This is a genomic window from Acinetobacter sp. BD54 (assembly GCF_044778325.1).
GTDB classification, from domain to species: domain Bacteria; phylum Pseudomonadota; class Gammaproteobacteria; order Pseudomonadales; family Moraxellaceae; genus Acinetobacter; species Acinetobacter baumannii.
This window is the reverse complement of the sequence record NZ_JANJEP010000018.1, coordinates 32,868-46,077: the sequence shown is the minus strand read 5'-3', so window position 1 is coordinate 46,077 and position 13,210 is coordinate 32,868. Positions and strand designations below refer to the sequence as shown.

At 39.4% G+C, this 13,210-nt stretch carries 12 protein-coding genes and 4 tRNA genes; 3 read left to right on the top strand and 13 right to left on the bottom strand.

From position 1 onward, the window contains the following. Positions 1-157: 157 nt before the first annotated feature. Together NQ782_RS18745 and NQ782_RS18740 are read left to right on the top strand one after the other, a co-directional pair. Positions 158-1,939, top strand: a complete 1,782-nt coding sequence (locus NQ782_RS18745; RefSeq protein ID WP_057094045.1) for a DUF2157 domain-containing protein — start codon at positions 158-160, stop codon at positions 1,937-1,939. Then, entirely contained in the window at positions 1,939-2,499 is a 561-nt protein-coding gene (locus NQ782_RS18740; protein ID WP_057094043.1) for a GDYXXLXY domain-containing protein, read from the top strand. Before NQ782_RS18745 ends, NQ782_RS18740 begins: the two co-directional genes overlap by 1 nt. A 54-nt stretch (positions 2,500-2,553) precedes the next feature. On the opposite strand, the gene panD is transcribed toward NQ782_RS18740, so the two are convergent. From panD to NQ782_RS18685, 11 genes are all read right to left on the bottom strand, one after another. After that, positions 2,554-2,934: an aspartate 1-decarboxylase gene (gene panD, locus NQ782_RS18735; RefSeq protein WP_000952664.1), complete on the bottom strand. Its 381-nt coding sequence runs from the start codon at positions 2,932-2,934 to the stop codon at positions 2,554-2,556. 131 nt (positions 2,935-3,065) lie between these two features. Further along, complete coding sequence (gene pth / locus NQ782_RS18730) at positions 3,066-3,647, bottom strand: aminoacyl-tRNA hydrolase (RefSeq protein ID WP_000065594.1); 582 nt, start codon at positions 3,645-3,647, stop codon at positions 3,066-3,068. Between the two features lie 20 nt (positions 3,648-3,667). Then, positions 3,668-3,964, bottom strand: a complete 297-nt coding sequence (gene rplY, locus NQ782_RS18725) for a 50S ribosomal protein L25 (protein ID WP_001273421.1) — start codon at positions 3,962-3,964, stop codon at positions 3,668-3,670. Between the two features lie 99 nt (positions 3,965-4,063). Continuing rightward, positions 4,064-5,014 (bottom strand): ribose-phosphate pyrophosphokinase, encoded by a 951-nt coding sequence (locus NQ782_RS18720; protein WP_001133287.1) that lies wholly within the window; start codon positions 5,012-5,014, stop codon positions 4,064-4,066. Between the two features lie 36 nt (positions 5,015-5,050). Next, positions 5,051-5,125 (bottom strand) — tRNA-Gln (locus NQ782_RS18715). A gap of 91 nt (positions 5,126-5,216) precedes the next feature. Continuing rightward, positions 5,217-5,291, bottom strand: a tRNA-Gln gene (locus NQ782_RS18710). 21 nt (positions 5,292-5,312) lie between these two features. Continuing rightward, positions 5,313-5,387: transfer RNA gene (locus NQ782_RS18705), tRNA-Gln, on the bottom strand. Between the two features lie 27 nt (positions 5,388-5,414). Continuing rightward, a tRNA-Gln gene (locus tag NQ782_RS18700) sits at positions 5,415-5,489 on the bottom strand. Continuing rightward, positions 5,488-6,321, bottom strand: coding sequence for a 4-(cytidine 5'-diphospho)-2-C-methyl-D-erythritol kinase (ispE, locus tag NQ782_RS18695; RefSeq protein WP_000621866.1), 834 nt, complete (start codon positions 6,319-6,321; stop codon positions 5,488-5,490). Before ispE ends, NQ782_RS18700 begins: the two co-directional genes overlap by 2 nt. A gap of 18 nt (positions 6,322-6,339) precedes the next feature. Then, positions 6,340-6,918 carry a lipoprotein insertase outer membrane protein LolB gene (gene lolB, locus NQ782_RS18690; RefSeq protein WP_057094042.1) on the bottom strand — a complete coding sequence of 193 codons (579 nt, stop codon included), beginning with the start codon at positions 6,916-6,918 and terminating at the stop codon, positions 6,340-6,342. 4 nt (positions 6,919-6,922) lie between these two features. After that, the gene (locus tag NQ782_RS18685; protein ID WP_001088484.1) at positions 6,923-8,632 is read right to left on the bottom strand and encodes a tetratricopeptide repeat protein; all 1,710 of its coding nucleotides are present in this window, start codon (positions 8,630-8,632) and stop codon (positions 6,923-6,925) included. An 88-nt stretch (positions 8,633-8,720) separates the two neighbouring features. On the opposite strand from NQ782_RS18685, the gene hemA reads away from it, so the two are divergent. Next, on the top strand, positions 8,721-10,004 hold the full coding sequence (gene hemA / locus NQ782_RS18680; RefSeq protein ID WP_000007423.1) for a glutamyl-tRNA reductase: 1,284 nt from the start codon (positions 8,721-8,723) through the stop codon (positions 10,002-10,004). Here the strand turns inward: hemA and NQ782_RS18675 are convergent. Both NQ782_RS18675 and NQ782_RS18670 read right to left on the bottom strand, forming a co-directional pair. Continuing rightward, on the bottom strand, positions 10,001-11,866 hold the full coding sequence (locus tag NQ782_RS18675; protein ID WP_001007235.1) for a DNA primase: 1,866 nt from the start codon (positions 11,864-11,866) through the stop codon (positions 10,001-10,003). The two genes, hemA and NQ782_RS18675, sit on opposite strands and share 4 nt — an antisense overlap. A 158-nt stretch (positions 11,867-12,024) precedes the next feature. After that, positions 12,025-13,176, bottom strand: a complete 1,152-nt coding sequence (locus NQ782_RS18670; protein ID WP_057094040.1) for an outer membrane protein assembly factor BamD — start codon at positions 13,174-13,176, stop codon at positions 12,025-12,027. Positions 13,177-13,210 lie beyond the last annotated feature (34 nt).

The window sequence follows — 13,210 nt, the reverse complement described above, 5'->3', positions numbered from 1 at the left end:
GAGATTCATGCACGTATGGCAGTATTAAATAAATTTACGGACTTAGGCAGACCACATACCCGAGTTGTCACTTAAATTTGAGTAGATATGAGAAGTCTTAACTTTTAAATCTTTGTGCAACAAAGCCCTAGAAAATTATAAATAAAACAGGTGTTTCATGCAGATAAGAGATTATTATCCTTTTAGGAATACTTCATTTATTCAGCATCTCCATATTTTCAGTTATGTATTTATGGCGCTCAGTATTTTGTACTTAATTGCTGCTAATTGGTTGATGCTTCCAGATAGCATTCAACTCATTATTCCACCTGTTATATTACTTATAACAGCTTGGGTGAGTATCAAAAAGACTTTAAGTGAGGGAGTAAGACAGACTTTACATGGCATTTGCGGCTTGATGGTCGGTTTGAGTTTGGCTGTAATTGGGCAAGTTTATCAAACTGGTGCAGACAGTTATTTACTTTTCTTGATTTGGACTTTGCTTTTATTGCCGTGGCTATATCGACCAAATATTGGAATCTTTGCTTTAATTTGTATCACAAGCCAACTCGCCCTTTTTTTATTTTTTAAACAGACTTTCTGGACAGAAAAGTTTCCCTACCTGTATCTTTTTGCTCTAAATCTATTAAGTCTTGTGCAGTTTTGGATCTGTCAAAAGAAATATACGACTTTACGTTTTATTTTTATTGCTTGGTTTGCTGTTATTTCAATAACAGGAATGATTCAATTCCTATCAAGTGAAAATTTACCTTATCTGATCTCGGCTTTTTTTCTAGGAATCATCGCTTTTTATTATTTTTTTAATAAAGATGATCAGTTGTGTGCCAGTTTAATGGCTGCTGTTCTTGGTGTGACGGCTACCATATGGCTTGTGGATGGTATTAATCAACTATTTAAAGATTCTAATGAGTTCATCTTTTTATTGATCGCGGGGATTATTTTTACTTGGTTTGCACTCATTAGTTATTTCTTAATCAAGATTTTCCGTCAAAGCCGTTTTTATATCATTCCTTTGGCAGTTGGTGCTTGGCTTGCTGGTCTAGCGCTTGCAGCATTTACTTTGGTGTTTTGGGAGACTATTTCCTTAATTATTGGAATCATCTTTGTTGCTGTAGCTATAACTTTACTAACAAAATCGCAAAGTTATTTCATCCGGCAGTTTGCATATTGTTTATTTGTGAGTGGACAGACTGCTTTTTTATTCCATCTTGGTTCTGAAACAGATCAAATTTTATGGGTATTGATTGCCCAGATCTTTATTTTATGTATTAGTTATTTTCTTAAGCCTCACCGGTTCTTTATTTTAATTCAAATGCTTGCAACTTATGGTATAGCAGTAATCTATCTACTACAAATGGATCATTCATTATGGTCCTTAAACTCTACTCAGACTTATTTAAATTTAGTCTTACTTAACTATTTGGTTTTTAGCTCGGTACTACTGATAGGAAGTAAAGCGGTCGTATCGTATAAGCGGAGTATCTTCTTATGTACGCTCGTTGTAATTTGGGTGAGTTCATTCTTTGATACTTTTATAGGATTAGCACTTGTTGATTCGGCTGATCAGTCACTATGGTTCCTTTATGCATTGCCGTGCGTATGGTTATTATGCTTTAGTTTTTTCTATCTCTATCAGCAACTTCACGGTATAACTTTTTTTGCCTTTTTAGTTTTTGGTATATTACTTATTGCACTCGGCTATTTTGAAGTATTCATTTTATTGATTATTTTGACATGGGCTTTAAAAAATAAAGATCGCATTGTTTACGGTGTTACGCTCATAGTATTTGCCTTTGTGCTTTGGCAACTTTATTACAGTTTACAATTAAGTTTTTTAGCTAAAAGTGCCTCAATCTTGGTGTCAGGTATTATATTGCTGGCTCTATATGGGCTACTTATGAAAGAAGCTAAAATTAATTGTATTGAGGGAGAAAAGTAATGAAAAAGTATTTCTCTCTTATGCTTGCAATAGTCACTGTTTTATTTTTTGCAGGTTTAGTGATGAAAAATGAATGGCACCTGCATCAGAGTAAAAGTATTTTTATTAAGCTGAAACCAGTTGATCCTCGTTCTATTTTACAAGGGGACTACATGGCGTTGGCTTATGAATTAAATTTACAATCTCTCAAAGCTCTGACAGGAAGTGAAAGTGAAGCTTTAGATCAGGTGATTTTTAATCATGCTTCTGTTCCAGCAAAAGTTATTTTAGATTCACGAAATCGAGTAATCCGTACTATTTTAGACCCTAAATCTTTATCTAATGAGCAGAATTTAATTTTAAAAAATCCGGATAATCACTATCAATCTTTGTACCCAGCTTCTCGCAGTTTCTTATTTGCCGAAGGCTTAGCTCATTGCTATGAGAAAGCGAAATATGCTGAGTTTAAGGTAAATACAAAAGGAGAGGCGATTTTATTTGATTTACGTGGAGAAGAGCTACAGCCTCTAAATTGTAAACAGCAACAGAGCTGGTGGAAGGGAACTGCCAGAAGTTTATAAAGTCTTATAAAAAAAGCCCGTATTACGGGCTTTTTATTATTTTTAAATCTTTAATTAGGCAACTTGCACCGGAATACAGTTCGCTGTGTGATTGACTGTATTATCTGGGTTTGCATATACCAAGCGTGGTTTATGGGCATTTGCTTCAGCTTCTGTGAAATCACCAAAAGTAGCAATAATAACTAAATCGCCCACATCTGCTTGGTGAGCAGCGCCACCATTTACTGAAATAATGCCAGAGTTATCTTCACCACGAATTGCGTAAGTTGTGAAGCGCTTGCCATTAGTTACGTTCCAAACGTGGATTTCTTCGTATTCACGAATACCAGCTAAGTCCATCAATACGCCATCAATTGCACAAGAACCTTCATAGTGAAGTTCAGCATGGGTTACAACTGCACGGTGAATTTTGCATTTTAATAAACGAGATAGCATGGCTAGCGTCTCCTGAGTAGATCTAAGATGAAGATCTTATGGTGAAATCTTTCGCCTTTGCCGCCGGCTAGGTGGCTGATGCGCATTTTGCTCCTAAAAAAGCAAGATAGCAAGCTTGATTGTTCAACAATTTAAGCTGGTTTATACGCATTAATTTGATTCATGGCCTGTGGTACTTGCCCTTGAACAAGTAACTTTACTTTAGAGAGAGCATGATCAATTGCTCCATCCATCAGGCTTTGTTCACTACTTGGTGCTTTCCCGAGCACATGTCCAGAAACTCTTTCTTTTGAGCCAGGATGTCCAATACCAATACGTAAACGATGAAAATTTGGGCCAATATGCGGGACAATATCACGTAAACCGTTATGACCGCCGTGTCCACCGCCTGTTTTGAGGCGAATTACACCAGGGTTCATATCAAGTTCATCATGAGCAATCAAAATTGCTTCAGGAGCAATTTGATAGAATTTTGAGAAAGGAACAACACTTTGTCCGGAACGATTCATATAAGTCATAGGTAGAAGTAAGCGAACATCATGCCCTTCTATATTACCACGACCACTGATTCCGTGAAATTTTGGATCATTTTTTAATGTAATGCCATATTTATCTGCAAGCTGTTCGACGAACCAGAAACCTGCATTATGGCGGGTTTGGGCATATTCTGAACCAGGATTGCCCAAACCGACAATTAGCGAAATATTTGACACTAATCTACGCCTTTAAACACTTATGCGCGTTTGAAGTCAGCGTGCATAGGAGTGTTTTTAGCTGGGTGACGTTGTAACGCTTGGATTTTAACGTTTTCAACTTTGTCACCTACTTTGATTTCAACAACTTCTTCAAAGAAAGCGTTGCTTTCTAAAGCTTTTACAAGCTCACGAAGTTCTAAAGTAACTGCTACAGGCTCAGCGTTACCACCGTAGATGATAGCTGGAACTAAAGATTCGCGACGAAGGCGGCGGCTCGCACCTTTCCCTTGTTTGTCTTCAGCACGCGCTTGAGCGTTTAATACGAAGTTTGCCATGAGATAAATCCTCATTAAAGATTAAATAAACTAAACTTGCGACCAGTTTAGTGATAGAAAACCCCAGCCAAAGCTAGGGTTAAGAAAAAAGCTGCAATATTATAAACTATCGAACATCGCGCTGATAGACTCTTCGTTATTAATACGACGAATCGTTTCAGCAACCATGCTAGCAACAGAAACTTGGCGAATTTTGCCTAAGTTTAATGCTTCTTCAGAAAGAGGAATTGTGTCAGTTACAACTAACTCATCAATAACAGAGTTACGTAAGTTCTCAATTGCTTTACCTGAAAGTACAGGGTGAGTTGCGTAAGCAACAACACGACGTGCACCGAATTGTTTAAGCGCATCAGCTGCTTTACACAATGTACCAGCTGTATCAACCATGTCGTCTACGATAACGCAATCACGATCTTTTACGTCACCAATCAAGTGCATAACTTGCGACTCGTTGGCTTTTTGACGACGTTTGTCGATGATTGCTAAATCGATATCACCCATCTGTTTAGCAACGGCACGAGCACGTACAACACCGCCAACGTCAGGAGAAACCACCATAAGGTTGTCATGTTGTTGTTGACGTAAGTCAGCAAGCAAAGCAGGAGTACCGTAGATGTTGTCGACTGGAATATCGAAGAAGCCCTGGATTTGGTCAGCATGTAAGTCAATCATTACGACACGGTCAATACCAACAGTGGTAAGCATGTCTGCAACAACTTTCGCTGTGATCGGCACACGTGCAGAACGTGGACGACGGTCTTGGCGAGCATAACCAAAATAAGGGATAACAGCAGTAATACGACCAGCACTTGCACGACGCAAAGCATCTGCCATAACCAAGATTTCCATAAGGTTGTCATTGGTTGGAGCACAAGTAGGCTGAACGATAAATACGTCTTTACCACGAACATTTTCAGTAATTTCTACTGAAATTTCACCATCAGAGAACTGACCGACTGATGCAGCACCTAGAGGGATATGTAAGTGACTTACGACTTTTTGAGCGAACTGTGGATGAGCATTTCCACTAAAAACGACAAGATTGGGCATGAAGCACCCTTGGCGGTTGGTATGTAATGAAGTAGATGGCAGGGGCGGCTGGATTCGAACCAACGGATGGCGGGATCAAAACCCGCTGCCTTACCACTTGGCGACGCCCCTAATGCGGCAGAACTTTAATATTTTTGCAATGCAATGTCAAGGTTAATCAACAAAAAGCAAGGCAATTAAGTCTGTCTTTTAAATAAGAGAATGGCAGGGGCGGCTGGATTCGAACCAACGGATGGCGGGATCAAAACCCGCTGCCTTACCACTTGGCGACGCCCCTAAATTCGATGCTGTATTAAGATGGCAGGGGCGGCTGGATTCGAACCAACGGATGGCGGGATCAAAACCCGCTGCCTTACCACTTGGCGACGCCCCTAATACAATCATCATTACAGGTGGAAAATGGCAGGGGCGGCTGGATTCGAACCAACGGATGGCGGGATCAAAACCCGCTGCCTTACCACTTGGCGACGCCCCTAACTTGCAACTTTAAAATGACGTAAAGGAGATTCTTTTAAACTATGTACCAAGTAAGCTTTACATGGTGCATGTTTAAGAATGTCATCAACATTCATTTCATCGGTTACCTCAGCAAAAACACAAGCACCTGTACCTGTAAGCTTTGCATGACCAAACTGGTCGAGATATTGCATTGCTTCTTCAACTTCAGGGTATAACTCTCTAGCCAGAGGCTCAAAGTTATTTCCGAAATTAGAAGGTTCTAACTGATAGGCGCAAAATGTAGTGGGCTTAGAATCTCTTGTCAATGTTTTTTGTGAAAAAAGCAGTTGAGTGCTGATAAAACAATCAGGTTTTAAAACAATGAATTGTTTTTGATCTAAGTCTATGAATGATAAATGTTCACCAATCCCTTCAGCCCATGCATTTAACCCATAAATAAAAATTGGAACATCGGCACCAAGCTTGACACCGAACTGAGCTAATTGTTCTTCAGTTAGACCACATTGCCATAATTGATTTAAGACAATAAGCGTCGTTGCTGCATTGGAAGAACCGCCACCTAAACCAGCACCCATCGGAATATTTTTTTCAATTTTTATATGGAGTCCGCAAGGATTTTGAGCGTGAGGGCGTAATATCTGTGCCGCCCGATAAATCAGATTTTGCTCAAGTTGAACCTCACCTAAACCTTCAATCTGAATCTCATCTTCAGATATAGGCGTAAATGTCATCCAGTCATATAAATCAATAAGTTGGAAAATGGTTTGTAGTTCATGGTAACCATTTTCACGACGTCCTGTGATATGCAAAAACAGGTTGAGCTTAGCTGGAGAAGGTACTCGAATCATAGATTTATATAATAAGGATTAGCGGTTTTGGATCACCATTGTAATACGGTTTTCTTTATCTTCAGTAAGAGCCTGCTTTAAAACTAGTTTATTTGGTAGAGTTTGTTCACCATCATAACTAAAATTAACTGTCCAGCCATCTTCGATGAGTTGGCTCACACGATTTGCATTATCTTTACTAATTTGAGCATTTAAAGTTGCAGGTTTCGCTAAAATCCAACTGGTTAAATGAGTAATTGGTGCTTGCCAGCCAGTTGCACGCTCTAAAAGTTCTTCAGGAGATGCAGCCGTAATCAGTCCAGTTTTAGCACTGTTTAGAGTAACTTCACCAGGTTTACCCTGAATTTGTGTTTTTCCAACACCTAAAATACCGCTTAATTCGATATCGAAATTGTCTTGCTGTTGAATCCATGTAAAGAATGCACTACCAGTTTGTTGGGGGGTGCGTACTCCAATTTTACCTTGTAAATTGAAGTGTTTTTCGTCTTGTACTTGGTGGATAACTGCAGCTTTAGGTTGAGTAAAATGCTGACAACCGGTTAAAAATAAAACACTTGATCCACAGATCGCTGTGCACAGTTGGGCAAGTTTGCTCATAAATTTAACTCTTTTTTGCAGATGTAGGTAAAATTAACGCATCAAGTTGTTGTAATTGTGGATCATTTGCGTGTTTTTGTTTCAGTTGTTGTAACACGGCACTGAACTGGGTTAATGATCCCTGCATATAAAGTGCCTTAGCGTAACGAATGCCAATATTTATGTTATGACTTAGTTCATATGCTTTGCCTAAAGCTTCCGCAGCCGCTTCATAATCATTTTGTAAAAATGCGATATAGCCTAGCGTATCCAGAATAGAAGCTTGTTCTGGGGCATATTCTAAAGCCTGTTCAGCATATTGACGTGCTTCCTTAAGCCTACGATTTTGCAAAGCTAATGTATAAGCATAGGCGTTTAGATACGTTGGGCTATTGGGTTCTAACTGCAATAATTGTTTGAGTGTTTTATCGAGTTTATCGCGGTCAGTATAAGGGTCTAATAATAAAACTTCTGCATAGATGAGCTCCGGATCATCTGGTAAGTTTTTGATCGCTTCATCTAATAAATTTAATGCAGCTTTTTTATTGCCCATCTTCTTTAAAATTTCAGCTTGAGCTTGGTAAAGAAAGCTTGCATGCTGAGGATAATTGACTCGCTCTTGGGTTAAAAAGCGTAAAGCGTCGTGTAAGTTTTCTTGTTTATCATAGATCGCAATGAGATTGCGTCTTGAAACAATATACAAACTACCATCGACTAAACGGTAGTAAGCTTTAGCAGTTTCATAATGTTGTTTTCTTTCAGCATTAATCGCTAAGTAGTAATACGCCTCATTTTGATATTTTGCAGAGTTGCGTAAATCAACCAGATATTGTTCTGCTTTGTCATATTGCTTAAGGTCAATACTGGTTAAACCAGCAATAAACAAAGCCTCTTCAGCATGAGGATTGCTTTCAATAATTTTTTCTAATTTTTCAAGAGCAAGCTGGGGTTGATTAATCTGGATGAGATAACGTACTTCGGCTAGGCGAATGTCTAGGTTTTTCTTATATTTACGGCTTGATTTTGCATACCATTTTAAAGCGCCTTCTTGATCACTGAGTGCGATTAGTAAATTGGCTTTCATTAAGATAAAGCTGGTCACTTTAGGGCGACGGCGTAGTGCGCGATTAATGGTACTTAAGGCTGGTTCTAACTGACCGTTTTGTGCTTCTAGGTTGGCAATAAGCGCTAAGATGGATGGGTTGTCTTTCTCTGCACTAGAACGTAAAGCGGTTAATAAAACTTCTCGATCCTGTGCATTTTCAGGTGCAATGCTTGCCAAAATTTGTTCAAGATCGGCAGTTGGATCTATTTTTAAAATTTTATCTAAAGTCTCGGCAGCAAGCTGATATTCGTGTGTTTTTAGTGCAATATGCGATAAATAAAATAGAGCAGGGACATCTTTAGGCTCTTGAACAACCCAATGTGTTGCAATATTTAGTGCAGCTTGTAAGTCGTTATATTCAAGTGCAACGTCTAATGCACGCTGTTTAATTGTTGTTGAGTTGCTTTTTATCGCAAGCACTGTGTAATTGTGCAGTGCTGTGGGAATATCGTCATAAGCTAAGGCAAATTCAGCAACCATACTCTGCTGTAAAGCCTGATCAAATGAATGCACGGCATAGGTCTCTTGCACTGGACGTGCATAGACATATGAGGACATGCTACCTAACAATAAGAATGTGGTAGAATACTGTCTTATCGAAGCACCGTTAAAATTAATACGGCTATTCATTTGACGCAATTTTTATTGATCCAAAGTAATGCTTTTTATGACACCGATGTTGCACAATAGCATAAATTTAGCGAAATGATGATCTGATATGTCTTTCTTTGCATTGGGTGTCAACCATCAAACAGCTTCTGTAGAACTCCGCGAGCAAATTGCTTTCAATGCAGAGCGATTAAGTAATTTGCTTGCCGAACAACGTCATCACGAGTCTTTAAAAGACTTAGTGGTTGTCTCAACGTGTAACCGTACAGAAGTCTACGCCATGGCGGAAGATGCCGAAAGCCTTCTGAAATGGTTAGCCGATGCCAATAATATTGATGTAAAGCAGTTAATTCATCATGTTTATCGTTACGAAAATGCTCAAGCCATCACACATTTAATGCGTGTAGCAAGTGGTTTGGACTCACTCATGTTGGGCGAACCGCAAATTTTAGGGCAGGTGAAAAGTGCTCTAGCATTGTCCAAAGAAGCGCAAACAGTTTCTCCTGAATTAAATAGTGTATTTGAGTACGCTTTTTACGCTGCTAAACGTGTGCGCTCTGAAACAGCTGTAGGTAGTCATGCCGTTTCAATGGGTTATGCAGTTGCGCAGCTCGCTTTACAGGTTTTTAGTAAACCTGAAAAACTAACGGTTATGGTGGTTGCTGCAGGCGAAATGAACAGCCTTGTTGCCAAGCATTTAGCCGAAATGGGCGTTGCTAAGATGATTATTTGTAATCGTAGCCGTGAACGTGCCGATCAATTGGCCCAAGAAATTGCACATCAAGTTGAAGTTGAGATTATTGATTTTTCAGATTTGGCTGAGAATCTATATCGTGCCGATGTTGTTTCAAGCTGTACGGGTAGTTTGCATCAGGTTATTGCTTATGCAGATGTCAAAACTGCATTAAAAAAACGCCGTTATCAGCAAATGTTAATGGTCGATTTAGCTGTACCGCGTGATATTGACCCTAAAGTAGAGTCGCTTGATGGGGTGTATTTATACGGCGTAGATGATCTACAAAGTGTGATCGATGAAAACTTGGCTCAACGTCGTCAAGCGGCTGTTGAAGCTGAGGTGATGGTTAATCAGCTAGCTACCCAGCTAATTACGCATCAAAAAGTCAAAGAGGCGGGCAGTACAATTCATGCTTATCGCCAACATAGTGAAGAAATTAGCCAGCGAGAGCTTACCCATGCATTAGAGGCTCTGCATCATGGTGGAAATCCTGAGCAAGTGTTGCAGCAATTTGCCCATCGTTTGACGCAAAAACTAATACATCCGACCTCTATGTTGTTGCGTGAAGCTGCAAAAGCAGAGAGTCCGGACTATTTTGAATGGTTACAGCAGCATTTACAGGATGTATTTGATCATGAGCGAAAACCCAAACGTTAAGAAAGAAGTCTTAAGCTAATTTGTTTGGTAAGTTCATTGAGTTGTTGTCTTAAGTTTCTTGACTCAACTAATGAGATTTTAGATTTTAGTTTTTGACGTAAATATCTTTCTTGTAAGCCTAAAGCATATTCTTTTGCGAGTTTATCTGCTACTTCCGGTGCTTGAGTTAAGGCTTGAATATTGGTCCTTTGCATAATATCTGCAATTTCATGGCAATAAGTGCTACAAGCACCTAAAACATAGTAGGTAGCTAGTTCTTGGTCATCAGGCAATTCGTCAAATATACGGTTTAAAATTGCTAATATTTTAGCCAACAGCTCATCTTGCGGAATATAAGCCCTTAATCCTTCAAAATGAATATAAAGAAACGGATGGTGCATCAAAATTGCAATTGCAAAGTCTTCATCTTTCGTTTGAATATTAAAAGATAGTGATGCATCGTGGCTAATTTGTGGAGTGAAGCGCTTACCTAAGCCTAATTTTTCACGGAAAGATTGGGTTAGTAGATAGCGAAAAGACCCTTGTTTTGGCAATAACTCGGTCAATTCTCTTAATTCGCCCATAACAAGACTCTTACCTTCGGGCGTACTAATGTCATGTTGCCCAGTAAGATGAGCAAAAACAAAGTCAGAAAGTAAAGGAGCTTGCTGTAGGAGCTTCTGGAAATTTTCCACCCCTTCACGGCGGATTAAAGAGTCAGGGTCATGGTCATTTGGCAATACAAAGAATTTGAGCTCACGACCATCATTGAGTAAGGGTAATGCAATTTCTAAAGTTCGGCGTGCGGCCTTTTGACCTGCAGCATCACCGTCAAAAGCAATCGTAATCCGGTTATTTTGTTTAAATAAGATATTAAGGTGTTCGGTATTACTTGCTGTTCCTAAAGTCGCAACTGCACCAGTAATGCCATATTGCTGTAAAGCAATGACATCCATATATCCTTCGACCATTAACCAGTCATTTGCTTTTAATTTTCGGCCTTCATATAGCCCATATAGTAATTGATTTTTGTGGAATACTTCCGAATCGGGCGAGTTGATGTATTTAGGTTTAATTTCATCATTGAGCGCACGACCACCAAAGCCAACTACACGGCCTTTAGGGTCCCGAATTGGAAAAATAACACGATCACGTAAAAGGTCGAAGTCACGACCACTATCGCTTGAACGGATGAGGCCAAGCTGCTTTAAGCCCTCAATATCATAAGGGAAAGCTTTTTCCAGATGCTGCCAGTCTTCAGGAGCATAACCTAAACGCCAGAACTGAATAGTCTGGTCACTTAAACCGCGTTGCTTAAAGTAATTTTTAGCTTTTTGACTAGTCGGTAATTGATGTTCATAAAACTGGGCAACATTTTCTAGAAGGTCATATAAATTACCTTCTTGTACTGGCTCATCAAAGCTAAATGGCTGTTCAAACTGGGCAAAGGGATCATCAAAATATACGGGTTCAAACGTATTGTACTGATCTTCTATAGGTGCTTGAGTAGTCGGTTCAGCAACCGTTTTGGGCGGTGTTGATTGTTTTGTAACTTGGCGTGTATAAGACAGTTTTTTATTATCAGTATTATCTTTTGGTAATTCGACTCCCGTATTACTCGATAATTCCTTCATCACATCAATAAAGTTTCGGTTATCAATGTCCATTAGGAAGCGAATAGCATTTCCGTTCGCCTGACAGCCAAAGCAGTGATAATACTGTTTATCGCGGTAAACATGGAAAGAAGGCGTTTTCTCTTGATGAAAAGGGCAACAACCAGAATAAGTTCGTCCGGTTTTTTTCAGTTTCACACGTTGACCAATCAGATCGACAATATCTGTGCGATCTAAGATCTGATCAATCGTATGCTGTGGAATTGCCATAATTCAGATAACCGTGTTTAAACTAATGATGCGATAGGTCAGATTATTCTGACATGATGAATCGAGATATGCCCGATAAATATTTTACTATTTTATAAAAACAAACAGGCAAGTGATATTACTTGCCTGTTTGTTGGTTATTTTTAAGCTTTTATTGCTTATTGAGCAGCGTCATCTGCTTCGTTATCTGCTGGTGAGGCACTCGGTGCTTCACTCGAAGACGTTGCTGGTGCAATTGTTGCGCCTTCTGCTGCTTTTGGCTCAGGTTTATCTAGTAAACCGAAGCTTAAGCGATTAGTCCAACTACGTTCACTTTTTGGTGCTTCAACAGGTGTGTTAGTTGTTTCTTCAGTTTCACCCGAGTTACCAATTAAACCAAAGCTTACGCGGTTTAGTAGACTACGTTTTGGTTCAGCTTCAGAAGAAGTAGTCGTATCTGGTGTTACAGACTTAGATTCACGACCAAGAATACCTAAGGTTGCACGGTTGATCCAGTTACCTTCTTTACGTGCAGCACGCATGTTGACGGTGCCGTTTTTATTGACAAGGCTCGGATAATTAAGTTTTAAAACTTCGATGTATTGTTGCGAAGTTGACTTATCACCTAATTGATCATAGCTATATGCCAAAGTTGCTAAAGCTTCTGGTACTTGAGGTGTTTGTGGATAGTGTTCAATCACCCATTGTGAACGTTCAGCCGCGGCAATCCACGCTTTACGTTTAACGTTAAAACGCGCTGCATTCATTTCACTTTCAGCAAGCTCTTGTCCAATAAACTTCATACGCTGTGCTGCATCGACAGAATACTGGCTACTTGGGAAGCGACGAATAAGATCAACAAAGTTTTGATATGCAACTTTTAAATAACTCACATCACGGTGAGATTGTTGCAAAGAGGTGTAACGCAACAAGCTATCGTAGTTCATCTCCATATTAGATACGCCACGTACGTAGTAAGCATAATCTACATTTGGATGCTGAGGATTTAAACGAATAAAACGTTCTGCGAGTGCAATCGCACCTTCATAATCTTTTTGCTTAAATTTTGAATAGAGAAGTTCAAGTTGTGCTTGTTGTGCGTATTGTCCAGTTGGATAATAAGTATCAATCGCTTCTAAAGATTTGGTAGCGTCAAGATATTGACCACGATCAAGAGCTTTTTGAGCCTTGTCAAAATATGCTTGTTCACTAGATTGAGGGCCAGTATCGACCACTTCTTTTTTACTTGGATTGCTGCTACAGCCCACAAATGCAGACGCTACACCTAAAGATAAGGCAAGCATCGTAATTTTATAACGTGGTAGCGACATAAAAACTCCTCTGTTATGTTGGGCAATGAGCTAC

Excerpts from the sequence above, each read along its gene's own strand:
- NQ782_RS18740 (WP_057094043.1), top strand. The coding sequence starts at position 1,939 with ATGAAAAAGTATTTCTCTCTTATGCTTGCAATAGTCACTGTTTTATTT.
- panD (WP_000952664.1), bottom strand. The coding sequence starts at position 2,934 with ATGCTATCTCGTTTATTAAAATGCAAAATTCACCGTGCAGTTGTAACC.
- ispE (WP_000621866.1), bottom strand. The coding sequence starts at position 6,321 with ATGATTCGAGTACCTTCTCCAGCTAAGCTCAACCTGTTTTTGCATATC.
- NQ782_RS18745 (WP_057094045.1), top strand. The coding sequence starts at position 158 with ATGCAGATAAGAGATTATTATCCTTTTAGGAATACTTCATTTATTCAG.
- NQ782_RS18720 (WP_001133287.1), bottom strand. The coding sequence starts at position 5,014 with ATGCCCAATCTTGTCGTTTTTAGTGGAAATGCTCATCCACAGTTCGCT.
- NQ782_RS18670 (WP_057094040.1), bottom strand. The coding sequence starts at position 13,176 with ATGTCGCTACCACGTTATAAAATTACGATGCTTGCCTTATCTTTAGGT.
- NQ782_RS18685 (WP_001088484.1), bottom strand. The coding sequence starts at position 8,632 with ATGAATAGCCGTATTAATTTTAACGGTGCTTCGATAAGACAGTATTCT.
- NQ782_RS18675 (WP_001007235.1), bottom strand. The coding sequence starts at position 11,866 with ATGGCAATTCCACAGCATACGATTGATCAGATCTTAGATCGCACAGAT.
- rplY (WP_001273421.1), bottom strand. The coding sequence starts at position 3,964 with ATGGCAAACTTCGTATTAAACGCTCAAGCGCGTGCTGAAGACAAACAA.
- lolB (WP_057094042.1), bottom strand. The coding sequence starts at position 6,918 with ATGAGCAAACTTGCCCAACTGTGCACAGCGATCTGTGGATCAAGTGTT.
- hemA (WP_000007423.1), top strand. The coding sequence starts at position 8,721 with ATGTCTTTCTTTGCATTGGGTGTCAACCATCAAACAGCTTCTGTAGAA.